The sequence below is a fragment of the Microcoleus sp. N9_A2 genome (assembly GCF_036701775.1).
Classification (GTDB): domain Bacteria; phylum Cyanobacteriota; class Cyanobacteriia; order Cyanobacteriales; family Microcoleaceae; genus Microcoleus.
In genome coordinates, this window is the sequence record NZ_JAUBRH010000023.1 from 40,715 (window position 1) to 66,310 (window position 25,596).

Annotated in this window: 21 protein-coding genes; 3 read left to right on the plus strand and 18 right to left on the minus strand. The window is 46.3% G+C overall.

Going from position 1 to position 25,596, the window contains the following annotated elements; translation table 11 throughout:
- Nucleotides 1-20: 20 nt before the first annotated feature.
- On the minus strand, nucleotides 21-224 hold the full coding sequence (locus QUA44_RS15455) for a hypothetical protein (RefSeq protein ID WP_333252230.1): 204 nt from the start codon (nucleotides 222-224) through the stop codon (nucleotides 21-23).
- Nucleotides 225-1,113: 889 nt separating this feature from the next.
- On the opposite strand from QUA44_RS15455, the gene QUA44_RS15460 reads away from it, so the two are divergent.
- Nucleotides 1,114-2,121, plus strand: a complete 1,008-nt coding sequence (locus tag QUA44_RS15460; RefSeq protein WP_333252232.1) for a J domain-containing protein — start codon at nucleotides 1,114-1,116, stop codon at nucleotides 2,119-2,121.
- Between the two features lie 168 nt (nucleotides 2,122-2,289).
- On the opposite strand, the gene QUA44_RS15465 is transcribed toward QUA44_RS15460, so the two are convergent.
- The 6 genes from QUA44_RS15465 to psb35 all read right to left on the minus strand — a co-directional run bounded on the left by QUA44_RS15465 (nucleotide 2,290) and on the right by psb35 (nucleotide 6,833).
- The gene (locus QUA44_RS15465) at nucleotides 2,290-2,565 is read right to left on the minus strand and encodes a DUF1816 domain-containing protein (protein ID WP_333252233.1); all 276 of its coding nucleotides are present in this window, start codon (nucleotides 2,563-2,565) and stop codon (nucleotides 2,290-2,292) included.
- A 259-nt stretch (nucleotides 2,566-2,824) separates the two neighbouring features.
- Entirely contained in the window at nucleotides 2,825-3,115 is a 291-nt protein-coding gene (locus QUA44_RS15470; protein ID WP_333252234.1) for a DUF1816 domain-containing protein, read from the minus strand.
- A 236-nt stretch (nucleotides 3,116-3,351) separates the two neighbouring features.
- Nucleotides 3,352-4,107, minus strand: a complete 756-nt coding sequence (locus QUA44_RS15475) for a DUF2993 domain-containing protein (RefSeq protein ID WP_333252235.1) — start codon at nucleotides 4,105-4,107, stop codon at nucleotides 3,352-3,354.
- 127 nt (nucleotides 4,108-4,234) lie between these two features.
- Nucleotides 4,235-4,828 (minus strand): pentapeptide repeat-containing protein, encoded by a 594-nt coding sequence (locus QUA44_RS15480; RefSeq protein ID WP_333252236.1) that lies wholly within the window; start codon nucleotides 4,826-4,828, stop codon nucleotides 4,235-4,237.
- Between the two features lie 94 nt (nucleotides 4,829-4,922).
- A complete protein-coding gene (locus tag QUA44_RS15485; protein ID WP_333252237.1) occupies nucleotides 4,923-6,338 on the minus strand; it encodes an HD domain-containing phosphohydrolase in 1,416 nt (471 codons plus the stop codon).
- A gap of 300 nt (nucleotides 6,339-6,638) precedes the next feature.
- A complete protein-coding gene (gene psb35 / locus QUA44_RS15490) occupies nucleotides 6,639-6,833 on the minus strand; it encodes a photosystem II assembly protein Psb35 (RefSeq protein ID WP_332973682.1) in 195 nt (64 codons plus the stop codon).
- Nucleotides 6,834-6,969: 136 nt separating this feature from the next.
- Between psb35 and QUA44_RS15495 the strand changes: the two genes are divergently transcribed.
- Nucleotides 6,970-10,071: a glycerol-3-phosphate acyltransferase gene (locus QUA44_RS15495; RefSeq protein WP_333252238.1), complete on the plus strand. Its 3,102-nt coding sequence runs from the start codon at nucleotides 6,970-6,972 to the stop codon at nucleotides 10,069-10,071.
- 145 nt (nucleotides 10,072-10,216) lie between these two features.
- Here the strand turns inward: QUA44_RS15495 and QUA44_RS15500 are convergent, their stop codons facing one another.
- From QUA44_RS15500 to QUA44_RS15515, 4 genes are all read right to left on the minus strand, one after another.
- Complete coding sequence (locus QUA44_RS15500; protein ID WP_333252239.1) at nucleotides 10,217-11,944, minus strand: M10 family metallopeptidase C-terminal domain-containing protein; 1,728 nt, start codon at nucleotides 11,942-11,944, stop codon at nucleotides 10,217-10,219.
- 459 nt (nucleotides 11,945-12,403) lie between these two features.
- Nucleotides 12,404-13,624: an ABC transporter permease gene (locus QUA44_RS15505; protein ID WP_333252240.1), complete on the minus strand. Its 1,221-nt coding sequence runs from the start codon at nucleotides 13,622-13,624 to the stop codon at nucleotides 12,404-12,406.
- A gap of 121 nt (nucleotides 13,625-13,745) precedes the next feature.
- Nucleotides 13,746-14,963: an ABC transporter permease gene (locus QUA44_RS15510; protein WP_333252241.1), complete on the minus strand. Its 1,218-nt coding sequence runs from the start codon at nucleotides 14,961-14,963 to the stop codon at nucleotides 13,746-13,748.
- 220 nt (nucleotides 14,964-15,183) lie between these two features.
- Nucleotides 15,184-17,052: an efflux RND transporter periplasmic adaptor subunit gene (locus QUA44_RS15515; protein ID WP_333252242.1), complete on the minus strand. Its 1,869-nt coding sequence runs from the start codon at nucleotides 17,050-17,052 to the stop codon at nucleotides 15,184-15,186.
- Between the two features lie 558 nt (nucleotides 17,053-17,610).
- Between QUA44_RS15515 and QUA44_RS15520 the strand changes: the two genes are divergently transcribed.
- Nucleotides 17,611-18,033 (plus strand): hypothetical protein, encoded by a 423-nt coding sequence (locus tag QUA44_RS15520; RefSeq protein ID WP_333252243.1) that lies wholly within the window; start codon nucleotides 17,611-17,613, stop codon nucleotides 18,031-18,033.
- Here the strand turns inward: QUA44_RS15520 and QUA44_RS15525 are convergent, their stop codons facing one another.
- From QUA44_RS15525 to QUA44_RS15555, 7 genes are all read right to left on the minus strand, one after another.
- Entirely contained in the window at nucleotides 18,034-19,044 is a 1,011-nt protein-coding gene (locus tag QUA44_RS15525) for an ABC transporter permease (RefSeq protein WP_333252244.1), read from the minus strand.
- A 9-nt stretch (nucleotides 19,045-19,053) separates the two neighbouring features.
- A complete protein-coding gene (locus QUA44_RS15530; protein WP_333252245.1) occupies nucleotides 19,054-19,605 on the minus strand; it encodes an AAA family ATPase in 552 nt (183 codons plus the stop codon).
- A gap of 65 nt (nucleotides 19,606-19,670) precedes the next feature.
- A complete protein-coding gene (locus QUA44_RS15535; protein ID WP_333252246.1) occupies nucleotides 19,671-21,326 on the minus strand; it encodes an ABC transporter substrate-binding protein in 1,656 nt (551 codons plus the stop codon).
- Nucleotides 21,327-21,829: 503 nt separating this feature from the next.
- Complete coding sequence (locus tag QUA44_RS15540; protein ID WP_333252247.1) at nucleotides 21,830-22,318, minus strand: Spy/CpxP family protein refolding chaperone; 489 nt, start codon at nucleotides 22,316-22,318, stop codon at nucleotides 21,830-21,832.
- A 19-nt stretch (nucleotides 22,319-22,337) separates the two neighbouring features.
- Entirely contained in the window at nucleotides 22,338-22,784 is a 447-nt protein-coding gene (locus QUA44_RS15545; protein WP_333252248.1) for a hypothetical protein, read from the minus strand.
- A complete protein-coding gene (locus QUA44_RS15550; RefSeq protein WP_333252270.1) occupies nucleotides 22,781-23,371 on the minus strand; it encodes a sigma-70 family RNA polymerase sigma factor in 591 nt (196 codons plus the stop codon). The genes QUA44_RS15545 and QUA44_RS15550 overlap by 4 nt, the downstream gene beginning before the upstream one ends.
- A gap of 377 nt (nucleotides 23,372-23,748) precedes the next feature.
- Entirely contained in the window at nucleotides 23,749-25,563 is a 1,815-nt protein-coding gene (locus QUA44_RS15555; RefSeq protein WP_333252249.1) for a transglutaminase-like domain-containing protein, read from the minus strand.
- Nucleotides 25,564-25,596: the final 33 nt, after the last annotated feature.

A 25,596-nucleotide genomic window follows, 5' to 3' on the forward strand; every position in this document is an offset into this window, starting at 1 on the left:
ATTAAAAGGCTCGCGCATTATTAATAAGCGACAGTCTCTGTTACTGTCTGCCGTGATACAGATATGTCCGATCGCCTGCGTCTGGCGAATAGCTTCTGATTCTTGTATTTGCGCTGGTAGCACGACTGACAAATGCGCTGCCCGTTTCTGAGTACAACAGAACTCTCGGAACTATCTTTCCAATCGTCGCAGCAGCCGCAAGGCCAACTTAGCAAATAATTCATAATGTTAGCACCCTCGTAGCGTTAAAATCTTATCGCTCTACTATCCTATCTTAATGTTTTATAAAAGTGTGTGATGTAGCTAACAGACAGGGGAGAAATTATGTTATATTACTTGGATTTAAATCTATTCAGAGGTAGTAAAAATAAAATTTTATAGCTCGGGTGTGGGGTCAATAAAAAATATCTAGAAATTTTGTGGAAGAACGGCGCAATTTAGGGTATTATATAGTCACAATTTAGACACCAGATTGGATCTAACTTGCTGATGAAAACCTGCTAAGATTTCGATTGGGTGATAAATCTCATATCGAGAAGTTCGTAGGCGTAAGCCGGGGCGTAGCCATCGCACCGCGCCCCGGAAAAAAAGACCAAAAAAAGATCGATCGTCCGCGCCAGCCAACCCTCCTAGCCTCGCGCCCGCAACAGCAGCAGCTTTCCCCGCCTCACCTCAATCGGGCTGCGACCTCCCGAAAGCCCTTTGCCTCATAACTCCCCAAAAGTTTTCGCCGCAGGAGTTTCACCGTCTCAAAGCTCACTATAGCAACGGCCTATAGGGTAAGGACGTTCCTTAATTGATGAAAGCATTGTTTTTGCTGTCGAATGCCAAAAGCATTTCTAGAGGCGGCTGCTCCAGCTCCCTTCAGCACGAGAGAGCCGAATGCTATAAAATCTTAAACAGCAGCGGAGTGCGGAAATTGCGATCGAACGCCAAGCAACAACCGAACTCGATCGAGTCCAAACCTTTGATAACCTATAATTTGAATGAGATGCCGCAGGCACTTCGGCTCCTGGCATTGTACTAATGCGCCATCCTGCGGCTAATTTGGGATTTATTCTTTCTAACAACTAACAACTAACAAATAACAACTAATAAAGAGGGGATTGCTTAATGGCTGCAACAGATTTTAAAGACTATTACGCTATTTTGGGACTCAACAAAACTGCCAGTTCTGACGAAATTAAAAAAACTTTCCGCAAACTAGCCCGCAAATATCACCCGGACATGAACCCCGGCAACAAAGAAGCCGAAGCTCGTTTTAAAGAAGTCAACGAAGCTTACGAAGTGCTCTCAGACCCTGAAAAACGCAAAAAATACGACCAATACGGTCAATACTGGAAGCAAGCTGCCACAACTCCAGGCGGATGGCCAGGCGGGGGCAGTACGAATGTAGACTTTGGCGGGGTTGACTTCAGCGAGTACGGCAGTTTTGACGAATTTATCAATGCCTTGCTAGGCCGCGCAGGTAGTAGTCCGGGTAATGCCCGTAACGCCAAGTGGAATTACAGCAACTACCGCACCAGCGGCGGGCCCACAGGTTTTGGCGGATTTGAAGATTTCGCGGGGTACGAAAACCGCACCGCAGGAAGCTCTCTCGACACCGAGGTCGCCATTTCCCTGACTCTGGGGGAAGCATTTCGGGGAACTTCTAAGCGAGTCGCCACGGGCGAAGTTTCGATTCCAGCAGGAGTAAAAACCGGCAGTAAAATTCGGGTAAAAGGCAAAGGTCAAGTTGACCCGTACACCAAGCAGCAGGGAGATTTGTACTTAAAGTTAGAAGTTTTACCCCACGCTTTTTTCCAGTTTGAGGGAGAGAATTTGGTCTGCGAAGTGCCGATAACTCCCGACGAAGCGGTGTTGGGAGCTTCAATTGAACTGCCGGCGCCTGAAGGTATGATCACTGTGAAATTTCCAGCCGGGATTCGTTCGGGTCAGTCTTTGCGGTTGCGGGGCAAAGGATGGCCGAAACCCAAGAAAAACGAGCGGACTGATTTGTTGGTAAAAATTGCGATTGTCCCGCCGAAAGAAATTAGCACTGTAGAACGCGAATGCTATGAAAAAATCCAGGCCAGTCGCACTTTTAATCCCCGGAGCAATTTAAACCAAGCGCTACTTTGAAAAAACTTGCATTGCCTGTCTCAAACAAAATTAGGAAGAGGAGCGAATCATCCCTTGGGTTTAGGCGGGTTTACAAATATCCTGGCTCTGAACTCATCGATATTGGTGAACCCGCGCCCGAGCAGATTTAGGTTGATCAACCTATTCATAGTTGAGCATTCCACTTTCTCAAGACTCTTCGCTAGTTTTTAGCTGACTGGGTTGGCGACCTTGCTTGATGTTGATGCTAATGTTTTTAGCTCCTTTCTTTTCCAAGTCTGTAATGTAGGCGTTAGTGTTATTAGAAGCTTCATCCTTGCTGTCGTAGGGGCCAAAGTAATAGGTGTGCTTGGGCGAATCTGTGTCAACTTCCACCCACCACTCGCGACCTCTACCGCTGGCCATCGGTGCAGTCAGTATCGAAACCGCCGCCAGGAACATACCGAACATATAAACTTCAAACATAATTCACCTCTGCAACAAGTTAAGTAGTGTTTACTGTTCTCAACTTATCCGGGCAAATAACTCGATCGGCTCATCCTCAGTGCTGATTTGACGCAGGTAATTTTTGAGAGTTTGTGCTGTCTAAAATCAGCATTTCGGTGGAGAAGAGTTTTAGGCTGGGTGGCTGTAAGTCACTGCTAGACATACAAAGTCCGCAAGGCAACGACTAGAAAAAGAGCCTTTTTATCTTATTGTTGAGATTTGAGTTAACTCAAAATCATTACGTCGCTACACTTTCTGAGACTTCCTCTTCGCAAATGGTCAGATGCGAAGGCTGACACCGTTTAATGCGGATGCTAAGCCTTTTGGCTCCCTCGCTTTCCAAGTCTTCTATGTAGCCTGGAGTATTGCTGGAAGCTTCTTTGTCGGTGTCAAAGGGGCCAAAATAGTAGGTACAGTGGGGCAAATCGGTGACAATTTCTACCCACCATTTCTCAGCTCGGCGGTGGCTGGGCCCCGCAAGCACGGACAAGACTGCGACGTAGATACAAAATAAATAAAATCCGAGCATCTTGATTCTTGAGGGGTGATTTAATTTATTATTTAAATCTATCAAAATAATTTGCCAGCCCGAATCAACCTCAGTGCTGATTTTGGGTCGATCGACTTTAGATGCGAGATTTTAGATCTTAGATTTTTTCTCCCATCTAAAATCTAAAGCAAAACCCGCCGGTGCGGGTTGTTTGCTAACTGAAAAATGCTCTTTTTCTAAACTAGATGGCTGGGCAAACCTCAGCAGGCTGAGGCTTAACGCTTGCCTTTGGGGAACTGTTCTATGCCAGCCCAACCGTAAAACACTAGCTCGTCGTTTTGAACTCGGCAGCGGTCTACTCGCAGTTGAGTGCCTTCTAAGGCAAATTTGTCTAAGTCTAACAAGTTATTTACGTGGGCAATTATAGCTTGACCCAAGTCTACTGCTTGCTGGTCGCCTCCGTATGTAACGCTGACAAATTGGATTTTGCGTCGGTCTTCTACTTGCAATTGAGCTGTAATATCTATGTTGACTGGTTCGCTGGCATCGCCTACGGCAATTTCGGACTGAAGCCGAATTGATTTGTCTGTTCCGAAGCTGACTTCTGTGTTTTGAAAGTGCAGAGATTGCTCTTGATATTTCAGCTTCTGGAGTTTTTCAACTACAAAAGGTGTGTTGAATGAGGTGGTTAAATCCGATCGACTTAAGACTACTCGCATATTTGCCTGGGTAGGCTGCCGCAATTTCACGCTTCCTGCAAAAATCGCCCCAAAATCAATGGAGAGTGCTTGCAGGTAGAGTTCCATCACTTCTATGCGAAGGCCGTTGTACATCAACATACCTTTGCCAATGAAGTCGAAACCGTCGATGCTTCCCTGTAATAGTTTGGCTACTGGTTCGACTCGGATGTTGGCTTCGGCCTTTTCCGAACTTTTGAATAAGGCCGCGATCGCAGCTCCTGCTACTTTGCTGACAAGGCGATCGCCACTTTGACCTTGAAAGGATGTACCGCTGAACAAAGCTGCTACCATTTATGCGTTTGCTGATCTACAGTCGCCATTATAACCTCCCATTAAGAAATGTTAAAATAGCTTGTGCTTATTCACTTTATAAGCAGAAGCTATTTTTGGTCTGCCTAGAAAGGAAGATTTTTGAAATTTAAGGACTCAGGGGGGTGCCTTGGAGACAGGCGCGATCGAGCAACGCTCCATCCCAAACGGTTTGTTCGATCGCAGCACAGAGCAAATTAGCCCCCGTCAGGTTAGCGCCGCGCAGTACGGCTCCATTCAAGATGGCTTCTTCCAAGTCAGCGCCGGACAAATCAGCACCGGACAAATTAGCATGGCTCAAATCGGCGGATTGCAAAATTGCCCTAGCCAAAGCTGCGCCCCGCAAATCGGCACCGCGCAAATCGACACCGCTCAAATCCAAATTGCCGATAGAAGCGCCTGTCAAAAAAGCACCCCCAAAACTTGCCTCGCGCACTAAAGCATTAGCAAAGGAAGCTCCGCGCAAATCGGCATTCCGAAAATCTGCGCCCCGCAAATCTGCACCGCTCAAGTCAGCGCCGCGGAGGTTTGCTCGCAGTACCGCCCGCTGCAAGTTAGCGCCGGCGAGATTAGCTCCTGCTAAGTTGGCTTGAGACAAGTCAGCACCGGCGAGTTCGGCTCCCGCTAAGTCTGTGCCGGCTAAATCTCTGCCGGCCAACATGAGAATTTTGCCTTTGCGTATGGCTTCGAGGTCGTTAGTCATTAGTCAGTTGTCAGTTGTGGGTTGTCAGTTGTTGGTTAACAGTCAACAGTCAACAGTCAACAGTCAACAGTCAACAGTCAACAATCCAGTGATTTTATAATGCCGGAGCGGCGGCGGTCGTTCGATCGCCCGATTCTTCCAACCAGACATTCGGCAATTGGCTGGGGCGGCTCGGTAACTCCATCAAACCCATTTCTGCGAGTCTGACGACGTTACTGAGAGTTTCTACCAAAGCCGGATCGAAGCGAGTACCCGACTGTTCGCGGCACTGTTCCAAAGCTGCGCTCAAACTCAAGGCCGGACGATCGCCCCGCGGTTGAGTCAATTCTTGAAAATAAGCGACCAACCCCAAAATCCGCGCAGCAATCGGTATCTCTTCGCCTCGCAAACCCTCTGGTCTGCCGCTGCCGTCCCAATATTCGAGTTTGTGCTTGACAATTTCCGCTACAGGTGCTATTTCCGGCATGGCTTGCAGCAGTTGGGAACCGATGAAACTGCGATCGCGCCAAAATGATAGAGTTGCTTGGTCGAAGGTGTCGGGAGTGCGATCGAATACTTCATTTGGGGCCGAAACCAAGCCGACTCGAAACAGCAATCCGGCCAGCCGCAGCCGGCGCAACTGCAAAGCGGGCAAATCCAGCAGTTGACCTAAAGTTTCTGACAGCGCCGCTACCTGCAAAGAAGCTGCGGGATTTGATAGATCGCGTTCGTCCACGCGCTGGGCCATCCGCAGAAAAGCTTGCAGTTTGTTTGCGTTCAAATTGCGGCTGACGCGCAAAGCTTGACCTTCCAATTCCCACAAATCGCGGGTTTGGCGGTTAATTGCTACCATTTGCTGCTGAGAAGTTTGCAGGTAAGTGACGATCCGCGATACTACGCCGCTAATGTCTGCTAAGGGCGGGCCTTTGGTTGCCAAAATGGAGTGGTAAATTTCCTGCAAACTGTCGGCTAGGGAAGAATTATAATGTCGTGTTTGTTCTATAAAAATTTCTGCCGCAGCCGACACTAAAGACTGGTCAAACGACCACAAACCGTAGAATTTTCGCTCTGTATCAACTTCTGGCTTGCCCTCTGGCAAATATTCTTCGGTGGAAAGTTCGCGACAAAGCACCATTGCTTTATATGTCGGGGCGAGGATGATTAAATTCCATTCTTGGATGATGGGATCGATCTCATCGAGTTCTATTAAAGATACATTTTCTAATTGACCTGTTTTGTGGGTAGCGAAACCGCTATCGGCTACTGCACCGATGACGACGCGCCGCGAGGCATTAGCAATATCCAGGTAGCGATCGGCTTCTTGCAAATACCATTTTCCCTGCTGAAATGTCACCAATACCAGTGGTTTGAGTGCGAGATCGTCCTCCCCCCCGCTGGTTTGCAAGATGTGGTCTTCTAGGGCGTGACACAGGGCTACTAGGGTGTTTTTGAAGTAAACCCCGTAGCTAGAAGGCAGTTTTCCGTCGGGAAGTGTAGCTTGTAGTCTGGCGAGAGTTGATTCTGGATTCATTGCAAAAGGCGGTGCCGGCTCTTATTTATTGTAGCGGGCGATCGAGCTTTTTTGGCATTTTTTCTCGTTTCTAGGCTCTAAGCTGGCGCGCATCTAATTTTAACAATCTTGTTTTTCTAAACTTTTGTGGGTGGGATTTGAGTAGCGCCCGAAAAGTTAAACTTAAACTGGCAACTTCAGAAAACCGGTTTCTTGCGTGATTGTTCGTTACCAAACGCAAAACTCGTAGAAACCGGGTTTCTAGCTACATATCGGTCAGCAATGAAACTGTCGCTACGTATTGTTTAAAAAAACTTTGTTTTACTTACCTTTGGAATCAGAAACATCAGCAATCAAATCGTCTTTGTCAACTTTCGGTACAAAATCAGGCCGTTCTTTGGATTCCCAACCGGGCGGACGCTTGGAGTTGTACCACGCAATGGAGCCGATACTAACCGCAGCTACAAATCCCACACCAAGAACTGAGATGGGAATAATTAGGTTGTGTTCTACCATTATGTTGAAATCCTTATTTACTCTACTTCCATAGTATTTTATGTGCTATTGGCGATCGCGCAATATATCTGAAGGCTGAAAAAGTGAGTGCATTGCAGCCATAATACTTAGATATGGGAATTTGGGGGCTGATTTTATGTCGCTGTTGACAATGGCATTGCTGTTAGCCGCCAGTTTTGCCCTCGGTGCTTTGCCGCTTACTACCTGGGCGGTGCGACTGTTGGGCGGCGGTGATTTGAGGCGGTTGGGTACGGGGAATGTTGGCGTGTCGGCTGCTTTCATTCACGGCGGGAAATTGGCGGGGATTGCTGCGGTGTTGGCGGAAATTGCTAGGGGTATTTTACCGGTTTTGGCGGGCAGATTTTGCTTCCCGGATGCACCGCAAATTGCGATCGCCCTGTTGATTCCTCTAGTCGCGGCCCGGTACGCGATCGCCGGAGGTGGAGGTGTCACTAATGCCGTTTGGGGTCTTTTGGTATTTTCGCCGGCGGTGGCTTTCTCGTCGGGCATTTGGGGGCTGCTGGTGTGGGGTTTGGCACGGCGATGGTGGCAAAAGGGCGATCGGGCGAGACTCTTTGCTTCCCGCTGCGGCTGTCTGTGCACTCCTCTCTGGGTTTGGGTGTGGCGGCAATTAATGCCCGAATTTTTAGCAGCAGCCGGATTGGGAGTTTTATTAGCAGCGATTAATATCCGTCAGGGTGATGATATGGCTTTATCTAAATCGGAACAATTGTTTTCTCTCGATGACTCGTTGGATGCTACAATCTGCGGCGATAAAGCTGCTAAGTTGTCTCAGCTAAAACGCGCTGGTTTTAATGTTCCTTCGGGCTGGATTTTGCCATATTTGAAGGAAGAAGGCAGTTCGGCAGCGGATTTTGTAGCGGATGTAGCGGATGTAAGAAAGAGGGAAGAGGGCAGTTCGGCAGCGGATTTTGTAGCGGATGTAACGGATGTTAAGAATAGGAAAATAGGCCGAGGAAATAATCGGAAGTGCGATCGCCCTTCAATCAGTAATTCTGTCATCCAAAACCTCAAAGCAAAAATCCCCAACCGCATAATTGTGCGCTCTTCTGCTGCGGGAGAAGATGGCGATTTGAGTTCCGCCGCCGGACAATATCAAACCATCGGGCCTGTTTTGACAGAAGCAGAATTGCTCGACGGCATTAATTTCTGCCGCCAGTCTTATTGGACTTCCGAAGCTGTGGCTTACCGCCGCCAGCGACAACTCCCCGATACTCAAATGGCTGTCTTGATTCAGCCTTATATTGAAGGCGAGATTGCCGGAGTTATGTTCAGCCGCAATCCTTTAGATGGCGGTTCCCAAATCATTATTGAAGCTTTGCCAGTAGGTGCTGAATCTGTTGTTGGCGGGCAAGTTACTCCGGTTCATTTGGAAGTTGATTTTAGCCAACCTGAAACTTTAGAACAAAATTTAAGCACCCTAGAATTGAGTTCAATTATTGATAAAAAAATTATAGCAGAATTAGTCAAACAAGCGCAAGCCATCGAAGCTTTTTTTCACGGCATCCCGCAGGATATTGAGTGGAGTTGGGATGGGGAAAAAGTTTGGATTTTGCAAAGCCGCCCGATTACCAATTTGCAGCCGTTTTGGACGCGGACTATTGCGGCAGAAGTGATTCCCGGTGCAATTCGCCCGCTAACTTGGTCGATTAATCGGCCGCTGACTTGCGGGGTTTGGGGAGAGATTTTTCGGGTGGTTTTGGGCGATCGCGCTGCTAATCTAAATTTTAATGAAACAGCAACTTTGCTTGGTTCCCATGCCTATTTTAACGCGACTTTGTTGGGCGAAATTTTTCGGATGATGGGATTGCCGGAGCAGGGTTTGGAATTTTTGCTCAGAGGCCAAAAGATGGGTAAGCCGCCTTGGGGGAAGATTTTGCCTAATTTGCCCGGTTTGTGGCGTTTGGTGCAGCGTGAGAAGGCGCTGAATGCAGATTTTGAGGGCGATCGTACTTCTATTTTTATCCCCGCACTGCAAAGTCTGGAGAAGTCATTTGATAGTAAGCAGTTGGCAGTTGATAATAGTAACAATGCCCAATTCCCAATTCCCGATTCCCAATGCCCAATGCCCAATGCCCAATGCCCAATGCCCAATTATCAGTATTTGTCGGAGTTGTTGGCCAGAGCTGAGCAAATTCAGGAGTGGCTGAAACCGATTACTTATTACAATATCTTAGGGCCGATCGGGCTGGCAATTCGCAAATCAATTTTTCAGGTTGACGATGAATGGCTTGTCAATGATACTGCTCCTGAAATCGCTTCGGTGCGAGCTTTGCAACAGTTGGCTGAAAAATTGCGAACAACTGCTATTTTGCAATTGGGCGAAACTGTTTCAACCGCACAGTTAGCACAATTTTTTGCTGAAAATTCGGTTTTACAAGCAAACTTTGAGCAGTGGCTTAATACTTACGGATATTTGAGCGAGGTGGGAACGGATATCGCTGTTCCTACTTGGCGAGAACAGCCGGAAATTTACCGAAAGTTGCTGTTAACTCTGGCTCAAAAACCTGCTGTTGCTAATTTGGCAGCAACGGGTAAATTAAGCTTGACTTTTGCTCAAAAATGGCGCTTAAATAAATGTCAGGATCGAGCTATAGTTAAAAGCCAAATTAGCGAAGTTTACGCTCGTTTGTTGGCTCACCTACGCTGGACTTTTTTGGAGATTGAAGCTTGCGGATTGGAAATGCAGGTATTTGAGGAACCGGGGGATATTTTTTATCTGGAATTTGGGGAGATTCAGCAGTGGATTCGTAGCGCTGCAAATGTTTGTTTTCAATATAAAATTAGCCAAAGGCGCGATCGCCTGTTAGCCGATCGCGATCGCCCGATTCCCCCTGTAGTCTACGGCAATTTGCTGCCAAATTATTCCAAAAGGTCGATCGTCCCCGCAACATCCGAAACTAATATCCTCCAGGGAATCCCAGCAAGTATTGGCTGTGTCGAAGGCTTTGTGAAGATTTGTCGCACCGCGAACACAGATTTAGGAGAAAATGCGATCGCAGTAGTTCCTTACACCGATGCAGGTTGGGCACCGATGCTATTAGGAGCAACAGCCATTATCGCCGAAGTTGGCGGTCAACTATCTCACGGAGCAATCATCGCTCGCGAGTACAAAATTCCCGCAGTTATGAATATTGCTGAAGCTACAACTCGCTTGCGAGACGGTCAAAAAGTGCGAGTAGACGGGTATCTCGGCACTGTAGAACTTCTCGAATAAACGGAAAGAAAAATGTAAAAACTTGTTTGTAGGTAGGGACACGGCAGTGCCGTGTCCCTACGGCTTCATAAATAAGGACACGGCAGTGCCGTGTCCCTACGGCTTCATAAATGTGGAATCTGCTGTATCTCCGAGTCCTACTTTCTTAGACTAATAAATTCTGGACAACATAGTTCCCCACATTTCTACCCGCACTCAAACCATTTACGTTAGCACTCATGAAATGAATGCCTCCGTAAATGCGGCTCATGCCCGATTCGTCGGCCGCTTCGCTGAAGTTTTCGTAGGTTCGCAAAGTGTTGACAGTCCTGTCTCCCCGATCGGCAAAGCCGTAATCCGAACCAAATACAGAACTCATAACAGGATCTGCTGCACCGCTAAAGGTGCTGTGGCCCGACGTGTACTCAGGGAAGGGCGGAGTAGTTAGCAGCGGAGTCCACAAGGGGTCGGCTGTCGTGTCGGGGTTGTTGTCCGTGTCAGCTTGGCGGATAGCTGTCATCGGCCGCCACAAATTGTACTGGTACTTAGCATCCCAACAGCTAATAGCTGCATCGGCGAGGGCAAAATTTAGCAGGGCGAACAAGCGGGCGCTATCTTCTAAGGATTGGCCGGTGAGAGTCGCTGTTTCTTCGGCGATTTGGTTCCAGTGGCCCGGAGGCGTAAACGTCCCAGCGCCGTTGGCCCAGAATTTGGCGATGACTGTTTGGTCTGGGGTGCGCGTGAGGCTGTCAATTTTGCCGATTTCTTTGACGTAGTTAACTTCCTCTGCGTACTTGGCGCTGTCAAGGGCGGGCGGGCCGGCCGAGCGGAACTGAGAACCGCTAGTCATCGCAAAGGGAGTAACTTCGGCCCACTGTGGCGCCAGCGCGGCGGCAAGGGCGGGGGGAGTCGGCACCCAACTACCGGGGTCGGTTTTGGGGGTGTACTGCACTACTTTCGTGATGCCGTCTGTACTCCGCGAACTGATAATTTGGTCAGCAACTTGCTGTCCGAGGGCAATCCCGTCTTGTTTGGCTTTGCCATCGGTAATTTTAGCTAGAGACGATGCGTATGCTTCGTCAAATGTGACTGCTTGTGCTGGGTAGAGGTTGACTAAGACGCGGTGGGCGGCCGCGGCGGTGGCTGCTTCTGCTGATGTACCTGCGGGTGGGTCTATTTCCACGAGGTAAGGGGTGTATTTTTTGCTGATGGAGTTAACAGCATCGTAAATGGCTGCGTGAACCATTGCCATGTTGCGGGATGCGAGGGGAGGCGCGGTGTTGGATGTCCGCACTGCATTCAGCATGACTCCGTTCCACTCGATGACAGGGTTTGCCGATAGCTGATTTGTGAATTGGTCGCGGTTGATTGTGTTGCTGTTGACTCCCGGCAATGCTGCTAAATACTCGCCTGTGAGTTTGTCTTGAATTACGGTGCTGTTGCTGTTGGCGCCTGTGCCTTGCTGGATGTTTAAGTCGTTAAATGTCAGGCCGTCTACCAATCGAATTTTGTCATTGCCGCTGCCGAAGTCGGTGATATAATCTGCCGTGGCTACAGTTGGGCCACCGCTGCCTTTAGCAATGGCAAATACATCATCGCCTGTGCCGCCGCTCACGGTATCGCTACCGGCGCCCGCATAGATGAGATCGTTGCCGGAGTCGCCACCAATTAGGTCGCTGCCCTTGCCTCCCCAGAGGATGTCATTGTCTGCACCGCCAAGAATCGTATCGTTGCCTTGGTCGCCACAGATTTTGTCTTTGCCGACATCGCCTTCGAGATAGTCGTCTCCGCTGTTGGCATAAATTATGTCGTTGCCATCCCAGGCGTTAAATCTGTCTGGTTGGGTGGTTCCTTCGAGATAGTCAAATTCAGGACTAGGGGTCAGGGATGCCATGTTTATTTATTGGATATTTTGATTACAGTGCAAAGGTTCGTACCGTCTGTAGATGTTTAGGTGTGTTTACCCCTGATTTAATATTATTAAACTTTCTGGTGGGGATGTAAACACCCAATAGTCCGGACAGTTTTCAATCACTAACGGCAGAATCCGGGTTTCAGCCTTCTCAGTGAGGTCAAATGCTAACGGTAGAATGAGGGTTTCAGCCTCGGCCTCAAAAACTGTCCGGAGTATTGAAACACCACAACCAAGCTTTATTTAATCTTTAATATTTCACGGTCTTTTTATGAAGTTTTGCGCTTTGAATCTGCGTAAAAATACATACATTAAAACTGCATTAGATACTGCAAGGTTATTAATTGTTTATAAAAATAATTTTTAATATTTAGAGCAAGATAATTTTTACCAGCATAAAAGGCGCGGATTGTGTAACTGAGTAAGTATATATTGATTAAGCTAAGCACTTCTTAAAGCTGCGATCGGGTCGAGTTTGGAGGCTTGACGCGCCGGGACAACGCCGAAGAACAGACCTACTGTGCCGGACACGCTGACAGCAAGGGCGATCGCCACAGGGGAGATACCAGCTTGCAATGGCGTAAAATTACCTACAAGCAAGATACCGCCGACACCTACGCAAGTACCTACTATCCCTCCGGCAGCCGATAAAATTATAGCTTCGACGATAAATTGAAACAATATATCTTGTTGGGAAGCCCCGATCGCCTTTCTGAGCCCAATTTCTTGCGTCCTTTCGCTGACGGACACTAGCATAATGTTCATAATCCCAATTCCTCCTACTAACAAAGAAATACTAGCCACAGCAGTTAGCATCAGTGTCAGAGCCCCGGAAATCGAGTCCATTGTCGCCATTAAATCTTTCTGATTTCTGACCGTAAAGTCATCTTCTGTGCTAATCTTGTGCCGCAGTCTCAGCAAGTTTTCTACCTGAAATTGAGCCGCGTCCATTTTCGACTCATCTTGAATCGAAATAAACAGCGAAGTGACGGCTAAACCGTAGGGAGATTTCCGCCCGACAATGCGGTTGGCCATTGTGGCGATCGGCACAACAGCCGAGTTATCATAATTCGTACCAAAAGATGTGCCTTTGGGCGCGAATACTCCAATTATTTTTAGACTGACATTTTGGATTCGCACTTGTTCGCCGAGGGGATTAGCATTGTCAAACAGTTTCTCGGCCAATTCTGAACCGAGAACCACAACTTGATTGTTTTGCTTAACATCGAGTTCCGTCAAAAATCGCCCTTTAGCCATTTCAAAGCTTCTGACTTCTAGAAATTCGGGAAGCGTGCCAAAAATTAGAGACGAAACATTTTTGTTACCGTAACGAACGAGTTCAGAACTGTTGAGCTCTGCGGAGACACCTTGGACGGAGGGGACTTGAGATGCGATCGCCTTACCATCTTCTACTATCAATGTTTGAGGCGCACTTGCGATCGAACTTCGCCTAGCATTTGGCACTCCTGGCCTCACGATCAATACATTTGTACCCAGGGCTTGAACTTGTCCGCTGACAAATTTTTGTGCTCCCTGTCCAATACCAATCATCGCAATTACCGAAGCGTTTCCGACAATCATCCCAATCATCGTTAAACTGCTACGAGTTTTGTTTGCTAGCAGTGTTTGGCCAGCCATTTTAACACTTTCAATAAAATTCATAAATTGGGAATTGGGAATTGGTAATTGGAAATTGGGAATTTCTTCCAATGAAAACTGTCAACTGAAAACTGACAACTGTCAACTGTCAACTGTCAACTGTCAACTGTCAACTGTCAACTGACTAAGCGCTTCTCAATGCCACAATCGGGTCTAATTTAGCAGCTTGTTTTGCTGGTACGATGCCGAAAAATAAGCCGATGCTGCCAGAAACGCCGACTGCAAGTGCGATCGCCACTGGAGACACACTAGCTTGCAGAGGAGTAAAAGCCGACACTAAAAAAACACCGCCGATACCGAAACCAGTGCCGATCGCACCACCAGCCGCCGACAAAATCACAGCCTCGATCATAAACTGAATGAGAATATCTTGGGGAGAAGCCCCGATCGCCTTTCTCAGTCCAATTTCCTTAGTACGTTCCGTCACAGAAACCAGCATAATATTCATAATTCCAATGCCGCCCACAAACAACGAAATCGCCGCCACAAAAGCCAGCATCAGAGTCAAAGCACCAGTTATACTGCCCAAAGTATTCATTAAATCCTTCTGATTTCGGACAGTAAAATCATCTTCTTTCGTAATATTGTGGCGCAATCGCAGCAAATTTTCAATTTGAAATTGCGCCGCCCGCATCAACTTTTCATCTTTCACAGACACAGAAATAAATGTTACCTTAGTACCGTAGGGAGACGAGCGCCCGACAATCCGATTAGCCATCGTTGTCAGCGGCAAATAAACATTCATATCTTGATTGTCGCCAAAACTCGAACCCTTTGACTGCATCACTCCAATCACTTGAAAAGTAGAATTTTTGATCCGAATATATTGACCAATCGGCTGCGTATTGCCAAACAATTGTTCAGCAGCTTCTGAACCTAAAGCAACTACATTTTCCTGTCTTTCTAAATCTAATTTGTTTAAAAATCGACCTTTACCAACATCAAAGCTTCTGACTGTCAGAAATTCGGGAGTAGTTCCGACAATGGAAGAGGAAACGTTTTTATTGCGGTAAGTAACCAGTTGACTGTCGTTGAGAGTTGGTGCAACTTCTTGGACAGAAGCAACTTGAGAGGCGATCGCATTTGCATCTTCCAACACCAACGTCTGAGGAGGAATCACCGGGCGACTTTGGGCTTCAGGACTTCCGGGAATGATAAACAGCAAATTTGAACCCAGAGAGTTAACTTGTCCCGCAATAAACGTCTGAGCACCTTCACCGATACCAATCATCGAAATTACAGAAGCATTACCGATGATAATTCCTAACATCGTCAAGCTACTGCGTAATTTATTTGCTGTCAAAGTTGTGACAGCCATTTTGACACTTTCAATAATATCCATAATTCGATTTTAGATTTTGGATTTTAGATTTTAGATTGCAGGACTTACTCATCAAAACCAAAGAAACCTGGTTTTTTGTCTAATCTACTGCTTGCAACGAAGTATTATCGAAAAAACCCGGTTTCTCAAAAAAAACCTGTGCGAAAATCCTAGACTAATGACACTAATGACCAATGACCAATGCCCCATGCCCAATGCCCCATTCCCCATGCCCCATTCCCTACTTCTGATTCTTGATAATATCCTCCAGCTTTTTACCAGCAGGAAGTTCAGTAAAAACTCGATCGCCCGCCTTAGCACCTTCCAAAATCTGAATCTTGTTACCAATAGTCGAACCCACAGTCACAGGCTGAAACTTCGGCTGCTGCTTCTCATCGGGAACTAGCACACCTGTTTGACCTTTATTCGTCACAATTGCCACCGTCGGGACAACCAAAGCATTACTGAGTTTTTGACCGACAAATCTCAAATCAACATTCATTCCCGACTGCAAGAAATCCTTACCAGAGTCAATGGCGACGCGCACTTGAAACAAAGTCACATCTCGTTCCTTAACAGCTTCCGGCGCAATCAATTTAACGCGGCCTTTAAACACTTTATCGGGATAAGCATCAGCTACAATTTCAACTATTTGACCCGGTTTAATTTGACTGATATCTGCTTCCGGCACTTTCGCCAAAACTTCCACATCTCTAGCCAAAGCGACAATCGATGTCGAAGTTGCCGAAGTCGCTTCCGATGCCGAAGTTGCCGGAGTTACAAAAGCTCCTTGAATCGCGTATCTTTGGGTAATAATTCCCGCAAAAGGAGCGCGAACTTTTGTATCTTCTAACTGCACTTCTTGAAAGCGGACTTGAGCCTGAGCTTCTGCTAAATCAGCTTTCGCGGCAGTTATTTCTTCCGGGCGAGCGCCGTTTTCTTGGGCTGCTAATTGGCTTTTTGCTTCAGCAACTGCTGCTTCGGCTTTAGCAATTTCTTCGGGACGATTGCCGTTTTCAACTTGTGCTAATTTGCTTTTTGCTTCGGAAACTTCTGCCTCACCTTTAGCAATTCCTTCTGATCGCGTACCGTTTTGTAACTGCTTGAATGCTTGCTGTTCGACATCCACAGCAGCTTGCAGTTGCTTGATTTGCGACTTCCGACTTTCTTGCAGTTGTTGCAGGCGTTTTTGAGATTCTGTTAATTTAGCTTGAGCAGTGCGATTTTCTTTGACTAATTCATCCAGTTTATCTTGAGCAAGGGCACCTTCTTGCACTAACGGACGGTTGCGTTCCACCCGTTGAGCTGTTAGTTCTGCTTGGGCTTGGCTCGATTCAATTTGCGTTTGTGCTTGGGCAATTTCTTGTTTAACACTGCCAGTTTGAGCATCTGCTAAACGAGCTTGAGCTTGGGCTAAACGAGCTCGCCCTTGGTTTACTTCTTCTACACGACTGCCGGCTCGCAGTTGCTGCAAATTAGCTTGAGTTTGCTGCAAGCGGGCTCTGGCTCCTGCAACTTCTTCTACGCGACTACCGGCTTGGAGTTGAGCGAGAGAGGCTTCGGCTTGATCTAAGCGCGCGCGGGCGCTGGCGATGTCTTCCGATCGATTCCCGGCTTCGATTTTGGCAAGTTTGGCTCGCACGCTGGCTTCGCGGGCTTTAGCTTGAGCCAGTTGAGCTTCCACGTCGCGGCTTTCCATCCGCGCCACGATTTGTCCTGCTTCGACTTTATCGCCCTGTTCGACAAATAATTCTGCGATGCGCCCGGAGCCTTTGGGGCTGAGATTCACGCGCTGTACGGGCTGCACCGTGCCGCTAGACGTGATCCGCACCGTGAGGTTTTGGGCTTCCACCGGCACTGTCATTGTGGCGATCGCATCTACTTTCGGTTGCGATCGACTTTTTGCTATATATATGGTAGTCGGTACAGCTAGCAACCCGGCTGCGGCCAAACCGATCGCCCACCGCGACATCTTCCGCGCCGGTTTCTTCGGAGACGGCTTTTGGGCGGTTTTATTATCTGCAATTTTAGTCTCTGCGGCCTTGGTGTCTACAATCTGACTATCTTCCACCTTGACCTGAGCAGTTTCTTTTTTGGGGCTAACGATCATACCGACTCACCTAATTTAAATCTCAGGATTAACTTAAAAGTAAAATTTTTTCTGATGCTTGGCATCGTCTTTCAGACTCATCCGATCGGGTGATTTAAAAAAAGTTCCCCAACCAGCACCTGTAAACAATTATAGCTAATTATTGCAATTTATTAAATAATGTTAAGTTTTTTCAGCCAAAAGAGGTGGTTCTAAACAAAATCGCTCCTGGCTGCTGGCAAATTAAAATATATTTTAGCAGATAATATTGTTTTTGGGATCTAGGAGCGCGCTTCTCACCAGCAACAATGGCGGATATGGCAGGGGGCAATCGAGCGTCACTAGGTCATTGCGGACTCGTGTTAGCGATCGCAGCAAGTTCGGCCAGTGCTAAGCTCGTAACGGCACAATATTAAGGCGCTTACTCTCATAAACCCGGTTTATGCGAGAAATAACAGGTTTGTCCGCGCAGAAACCTGGTTACGGGTAGCGGTGCGTAAATTCTGAATACATATCCGCCCTGTGCCCACAACAGGTTAAAATATTTTTCAAATCCGTTAAAAATGGAAAATAAAAACAATGAATCGTCCTCAAAGCGTTACAGTTCTGGCAATCTTGCAGCTAATTAGCGGCATATTCAGTCTGCTTGACGGCTTGTTCATCTTACTATTTGCAGGCATTTTTGGCGGTCTTGGTGCGGCTGTCGGCGGCGCAAAAGTTGGCACGGTCATCGGCGGTTTCATTGCAATCTTTGCTGCTATCGCTCTAATTATAGGAATTATTTCCTTAATCTTAACCTGGGGTTTGTTTCAACTAAAAAAATGGGCTTGGACTGGAACATTAATTATCCATGTCATCGCCGTCGTCACGCAAATTGCCAAAATGTTTGGTAGCGCAGGTGCAGCAGTCAATTTTCTATCTCTGGGTTTTGCCGTCGCTAGCATTTACTACCTGCTACAGCCGGATGTTAAACAAGCATTTTCTGTTGAACTCCCCTTTTAATTAACGGTACTGAATTCTCGGATCAAAAAAAGCATAGGAAATATCAACCGCCAGATTAATCAATACAAAAGTCACAGATACAAAAATTACTCCACCTTGAACAATTGGGTAATCCCGCGCCAGAATACCGCTGTAAATCCAAGAACCAATTCCCGGCCAGGAGAAAATCGTTTCTGTCAGAATCGCGCCGCTTAAAAGCGTCCCAAACTGCAAACCAATAGTTGTGACGATCGGCAAAAACGCATTTTTCAAAGCGTGTCTCAAAATCACCCAAAATTCCGGCAAACCCTTAGCCCGCGCCGTGCGGATGTAATCTTGCTGCATCACTTCCAGCATCGCAGCACGGGTGATTCGAGCTATAATAGCTAGCGGGATTGTTCCTAAAGTCAAAGCTGGAAGGATTAAATGGGCGATCGCATCCCGCAAAGCCGCCAAATCCCACCTCAGCAACGCATCCAAAACATAAACACCAGTAATCGACTTAAAACCAAACCCCAAATCTACACTAATCCGCCCGCTGGGAGGCAGCCATTTCAGATAAACAGCAAACAAATAAATCAACATCAATCCCAACCAATACACCGGCAAAGATACGCCAATTAACGAACCGCTCATCGCGAGATTGTCCAGCCAGCTATTTTTCCGAACAGCAGCCAAAATCCCCGCAGGAATTCCGATAAAAAGTGCCACCAACATCGCCACCACAGACAGTTCAAAAGTAGCAGGCCAGCGACTTGTAATTTCATCAATTATCGGAATACCGCTAATAATGCTATTTCCCAAATCAAAGCGGAGCAAACTCCATAAAAAAGCCAAATATTGCAAAGGCAAAGGCTGATTCAGACCCAACCTTGCTCTCAAAACTTCGACTTGTTCGGGAGTTCCCCGTTCTCCCAAAAGCACTGTAGCTGGGTCTCCCGGTATCAAATGCAAAAAAGTAAATACTAGCAGAGTGATTCCGAAAAGGACTGGCAACAGTCCCAGCAAACGTTTAGCAATATATTGAAACATCAGTCGATCTCATTCACCTTGCAAATTTGCCAAAATCCGATCGACCGTTTCTTCTACCGTTAGATTGGTTGAATCCAGCCAGTAGCCAAGGCGAGGAGTTTCGTTACGGAGAATGCGATCGAAGGCATAAACCATTGTTTCGTTGGCATATCCGGTTTTCGTTCTTGCTGCATCTCGTGCAGCTACAACTTCTGCCTTCGGACACAGAACGATCGCGGACAACGGCACATCGTCGAAAGTGGCAAGTACCTCAGCCAGTGCCGGACCAATGATTATATCTTGATAAACGACCGTAAAACCAGCCTGGAGATAGTGTCGCGCTGCCGTTGCTGCCAGGTGATACCGCAGTTGAAGCTGCTGATATGCCTCTGCTGACAAATTTAACGCCATTTCCGCCTGTCCGTTCACAATCATGCGACGAAAGATATCGCCGCGAAGGTGGACACTTTTGGGCAACCGTTCGGCAAGTGATTGGGCCACACTTGATTTTCCGGCAGCCATGTTCCCGGTAATCAAAATAATTTGTGGGTGATGATTTGCAGGTTGCTGATTGCTCTCCATACAGTTTGTTAAGGTAAATTCATGGAAAGTATGATAACCGAGGAGAGGTGTCTCGATCTAAACTCTCAATTTTTGCTCACTTCCTCAAAAGACTCAGACCCCAAAGGACTCGGAATCCAACCTTGAATATTCTTGCGTTTCCCTAAAAGCGGCTGCGAATGTACGATCGGCAAACGCACAGCTTCCCCATGCAAAATCTCGCTAACTTCCGCATAAATTTTCGCCCTAGCTGCTTTATCCCCACTCGCCCTCCCCCGATCCAAAAGTTCCAGAACTTTCGGATTTTTCCAATTTCCCAAATCCGCCGTGGAACCCGGCCCGAAGTGAGGATAATAAAAATTGTCTGGATCGCCATAATCTCCCGTCCAACCCATCATAAAAGCCTGAAATCCGGGAGGTTTGAGTCGATCGGCTAAATAAGCAGACCAATCCTTTGTCAGCAATTTTACCCGAATCCCGATCGCGCTCAAATCCGCCGCCAAAGCCTCAGCAATCGGCTTCGGCGTGGGAAAATAGGGACGGCTGACCGGCATATACCACAAATCCAAATCAAAACCGTTCGGATAACCGGCTTTCGCCAGGATTGATTTAGCTTGCTGCGGGTTAAATTCGTAATCTTTAACTTTGTCAGACTGCGCCAAATTCACCGCAGGCGGAACAAATTGCGAGTCATATTTACCAAGTTCTCCCCAGAAAGCTTTGACTATGGCTTGCTTGTTGATTGCTTGGGCGATCGCCCGCCGCACCTCCGGTTTCGACAAAGGCGCGTAACTCGGATTTAACGCTAAATAACCCACATTAAAAGAAGGACGCAAAACAGTTTCTAAATTAGCATCCGCTTGAATTTCTTTCAATTGATCCGGCGTTAAATCCACAGTAAAATCAAGTTGTCCTGCTCTCAATTGAGCCAGTCTAGCCGCCGGATCGTCAACAAAACGAATTACCAATTGATTAACTTTCGGCGTTCCAGTTTTCCAATAATTTGGATTTTTTTCTAAGATAATGCGATCGCCCGATCGCCATTCCTTAAACACAAAAGGCCCCGTACCCACCGCCAGCGACCCCGGAGTGCCGTACTTAGCACCCGCTTTTTTCACCGCCGCCGGACTCGCCATCCCGAAATAACCAGACCCAATCGCCGAGGGAAAAGCAGCAAAAGGTCGATTTAAAACAAACTTAATCGTAAACTTATCAACAATTGCCACATCTTTTACCAGGGAATCTTTATCTCCCTTAAACCCAGCAAAAAAGTCCTTCCAAATTTGATAAGTTTTGCCAGATTCTCGATAACCGTTAGGATTTTTTGCATCCCACCAGCGATCGACATTAAACTTAACAGCTTCCGCGTCAAAATCCGTCCCGTCGTGAAACTTGACCCCGGAACGCAACTTAAAAGTCCAAGTTTTGCCATCCGTCGAACTCGACCATTCAGTAGCGAGACTCGGTGCGAGTTCCACAGTACCCGGTTTAAAATCAGTCAAGCGATTGTAAATTTGGTTGATCGCAATCACTGAATTGCCATCAGTAATATTTCCCGGTTCCAGATTGACAGGCGGCCCGCCCGCACCGTACACTAAAGCCCCAGCCGGAACCGCAGCAGGAGTTGTCGGAGTTGGAGAATTATTGCTAATATTTGCAGGAGTGCCGCAATTTGATAAAATTACAGCCATCCCAAAAACTAGACTTAATAAAACTACACGCCAGGGTTTTAACAATCTCATTTCAATAGCTCCGGTTTAATAAAAAATTGTACTCATATCAATAAATTTCTAATAGGCTCTTTCTGTCACTTCTGTAGTTTCTGCCTTCTCGGCAGTTCATTTAGTAAATTCTATATTAAAAGCCAATCTAAATTAAGAAACCAAATATAGCAGCCTGATGATATCATGCTGGAGGGGAAAATCTCAACCCACACCTTTACATTAGGCGACGCAACCAGCATGAAAGCTAACGTTTGCGCCCCAGCTAGAGGGGTCATTCGATTTTAGGTTTTAGATTTTAGATTTTAGATTTTAGATTTACTCCATGAATCTGGGGAGAGCATCTCATATTTGTAAAAACACTTCTTATGACTCCTTTCTTCTTCCTCTTTCCTTCTGCCTCCTGCCTCAAAACTCCAATTTCTACCTTAGCTGCAAAAGTTAAAGCTCCCAATCTGGGAGCTTTAACTAATAAATCGCAGAGTGCGTAAGCACTCTGCGATTCACTCAAAACTACTCGTCAATTACTGCTGTTTTTGACCGTTTTGCATCCTGTTTTTAGCAGCTTGTCGGCGCTGCTGCATCAGTTGAGCTAATTGGCTGCGCTGTTCGGCAGTGAGCACTTCTCGCATTGCAAGTGTACTTTCAAATTGAACCTCTTCCAACTGCTGCCTCAATCCGATTATTTGACGGTGTTTTTCGCGCATTTGGCTGGCATTTGCTGTCGCACTAGACATCATCGTTTCCAATTCTTGTCTGGCTTGGCGAACTGCTTGCATCCGCTGGGAAACTTGGTCTTTGTAGCGATCGCGAACTGCCTGCATTTGCTGCTTTTGGTCTGCGCTTAAATTAAGTTTCTCGAACATTCCGCCTTCCTTGCCAGCAGGTCGATTTGGTCGCTGATTTTGTGCAAATGTTTCCGGTTCTAGGGGATTAGGAACTGCTATTGCTGCGGCTGTGCTACCGAGAGTCAGCATTAAAACGGCTAGGGCAGAAATACGACGAATTGACATGAAAATTGCCTCTTTGATATTACTTATTTGTTGGCGGTTGACTGTCAGCACCAGGGCTGACAGTCAACCAGTCTGTTTGTGAGCGCTCGGTCATACTTTCTTGGGGAGAATCATGGAGGACACCCTCCCAGTTAGTAACTAAAAATGCTTCTAACTTAGCTGTTTCCTCATCTGGCAATTGTGCAGTCTGAAACGGACGGTAGCCCGACCAAAAAACTAGCATGCTAGCAGCAATCGCAGAGGATAAAGCCCACTTAGAAACAGAGGATATTTTTAACCTGTCATCAGACTTAGCTGAGGCACTTAATCGCGTTTTTTTGCGGTGGCTTTCATGGAAAACACTTGCCTGATTACTTTCGATTGCTGCTAGAATTTTTTGCTCTAAGTCTGGTGCAGATTCAGGAATATTAGGGCGATGTTGCTTCAAAAAATTAACTAACTCTTGGTCGCTGCTTGGGTTATTCATAGCTCGCTGACACCTTCTTTTTGCAAAAATTGTCGCACAGCATTTCTGGCATAAAAGACGCGAGATTTGACAGTTCCTGCTGGCAGTCCCAAAATTTGAGCCACTTCTTTTTGCGGGATGTCTTCTAGGTCATGCAGCACCAAAACGCTGCGGTGTTCAAAGCTCAATTGCTCCAATCCCCGCTGCACTAAATCTTGATAGTGCAATTTCATCAAGTCCGATGTGTTATCTTTGAGAATAACCCGATCCATTACTTCTTGATTTTTGAGTTGGGAGTCAAAAGAATGCTGTTTAGCAAATGCTTGTCTTTGGTCAGAAGCCACATTCCAAGTGATTCGATAAAGCCAAGTAGAAAAGTTTTCCTGGTGCTTGAGTTTGGGCAATCCTTTCCAGACTCGCAGGAATACTTCTTGTGCTAAATCGTCAAGAAGCGACGGGCCGCAGAGTTGGTAAAGGGTTGACCTGACTTTGTGTTGGTAGCGTTGGTAAAGGTAGCGAAAGCAAGTGCGATCGCCCTTTAAACACTCAGCAACTAAGTCGGAGTCGGAACAGTCATCGGTTAAAACATTGGCTGACACAGCTAACACCTGTGAAGTCTCCCCCACCAGTTCGTTATCTGAAGTGTTTAGACAGGGCGATCGCAAAAAAGGTTCAAAGGATTTAAAATTTTTTTTCGACGAGGCGTCAGGTAGGGAAACGGCACTGCCGTGTCCTGATTTTTCCTGTCATTAACGGGTTCCGAGGTGTAAAGCCTGGGAACTCAGATCCCGAGTCCCAGCCTTGGTTGAGAAAATGGACGCTCTGACTCGCCCCAGAAGCGTTACTTTTACAAGTGATTTAGAAAAGCTATGTATAGCGGTTCTCAATTAAGGGAGGTACAAGTTTAGATTGAATAATTGGGGAATTTACGAATCAATTAAAAAGTCCTCAATCCCCCAATTTAAAATCTAAATCTGTACATCATCTACCTGAGAAAAGCTATAGTAGACTTACCGCTTTTATTAACCTGAGAGTTTGAGGCGATCGCCTGCCTGCGATATTGCTCGATCCAGGATTGAATTGCCAATTTAAATTCAGCTTTTTGTGCGTCTTGAATTCCTTTTGGGTCGAAGCGATCGCAATAATGAATCTCAATCAACAATGCTAACTCTTCGAGACAATATAATTCCGGTTTTTCTTGTTTTAACCTCTCGATCCAATTTTTAAAAGACTCGGAAGGAGGGCGAATTAATCCAGACTCATTTAACGCCTGCTCTATTAAATAAAATTCCGATTTCGGACTCAATGAACCTTCGTTATAAATAGCTTTTAGCCATCTTTGTTTCTTAGATAAAAGGCGTACACTTTTCTTAAAATTAGGATAACACCTCCAAAAAAATATTAATGCCAGCAGGATAACTCCCCCATACTTCAATCCATTGCTACCTGATAAATATCGCAACCCCAGCAAAATTTTGTAACTCAATAGCGACCATAAATCAGAGATAAATGCCCCTGGGGGAGCAGCAGCATCCTCCATGCTTTGCCAATCAGAAGGCGTAGCATCAAAAGCTTGCCATTTTCCCGCGATATAAGCCAAAGTCCAAGCATGAGCATGGCGACTTCTTACAATATATTGGTTCTCCAAAGAACTAAATTCGTGAACAGAATATCCAACAGCATAACGGGCTGGAATACCGAGTTTTCTCAGGAGAAGTGTCGCAGCAGTAGCAAAATATTCACAATGTCCAGAGCGAGTGTTCAGTAAAAATGTTGATAGAGGCGTAGCATCATTATCTTTGCCCCTAAGCTTCAGTGAATAAACGAAATTTTTCAGAAAAAACCACTCTATTTTATCTAAGGTTTCTGGTGGTGCCTTTCCTTGAATATCCATTTGGTTGAGGATTTTATTCAGTGCCACCATTTCTGATTTTGGTATTTGCAGGTCGTCTTCTGTAGGCGGGCTATCTACAGAAAAATTATTATTAAAGTAGCTTCGATAAGCCAGCCTATCAACTTTTCCTACCACTTTAATTGTGCCATATTTATTCTTTTCCATCTGACTGACAGGCAATGTGTCAATTTTAAAAGTTCCATCTGGCAGCTTTAATAAACCTTGGTTGCCTTGGAGTGTAGCCGAAATAGTAATCGTTGATGGATTCGGTAGTTGGTCGCCTAAATCCCAAGTTGTGCCATTAATCTTTGGTTGTACGGGAACAAAGTTAGGATTTAATGCGAGCCAAAGTGAAGAGTTATAGTGATTATAAGTGGCTTCTCTTAACAGCCGGGGAGGAGTCTGTTTAGCTTCAGGAGCAACTCTAAAAATAATTTCATTTGACTGTTTTAATAATCCCACTGACCCGATGTTCGTTTGTTTTTTCAAAAAATCTGTTTTTTGAGAATCCCCATTACTAAGCCATGAGATTGCTTGCTGTTCTACGGTCAGGTGAAGTTGGTGCAAGCCCATCTGTCCTATAAATCCTATACTGCCAGCAATTAACATCAGACCAAGCCAGAGAATAAATGAAACATTTTTCGGTCTCACAGACCACAAAGCAATAGCGGTTAAAGCAAATATCCCAGCATAAAAAGAGATTTCTCTACTATTCGCCGCACTAGCGGATAGCAAACAACAGATAAAATATGGATAATTTAGATTCACCATCAAGGCGTTAAGTGGTGCTTTTTTTGTGGCTTTGTTTAGCCACAAAAACATTAGGCGTATATCCAGACTTTCCTTGACAGAATATACCTGAGCAACTACCAGTGGAAAAAATACACCAGGAAGCCACTGCAACAAATTATATATCAAGTAAATAGAGCGGTTGGCGAC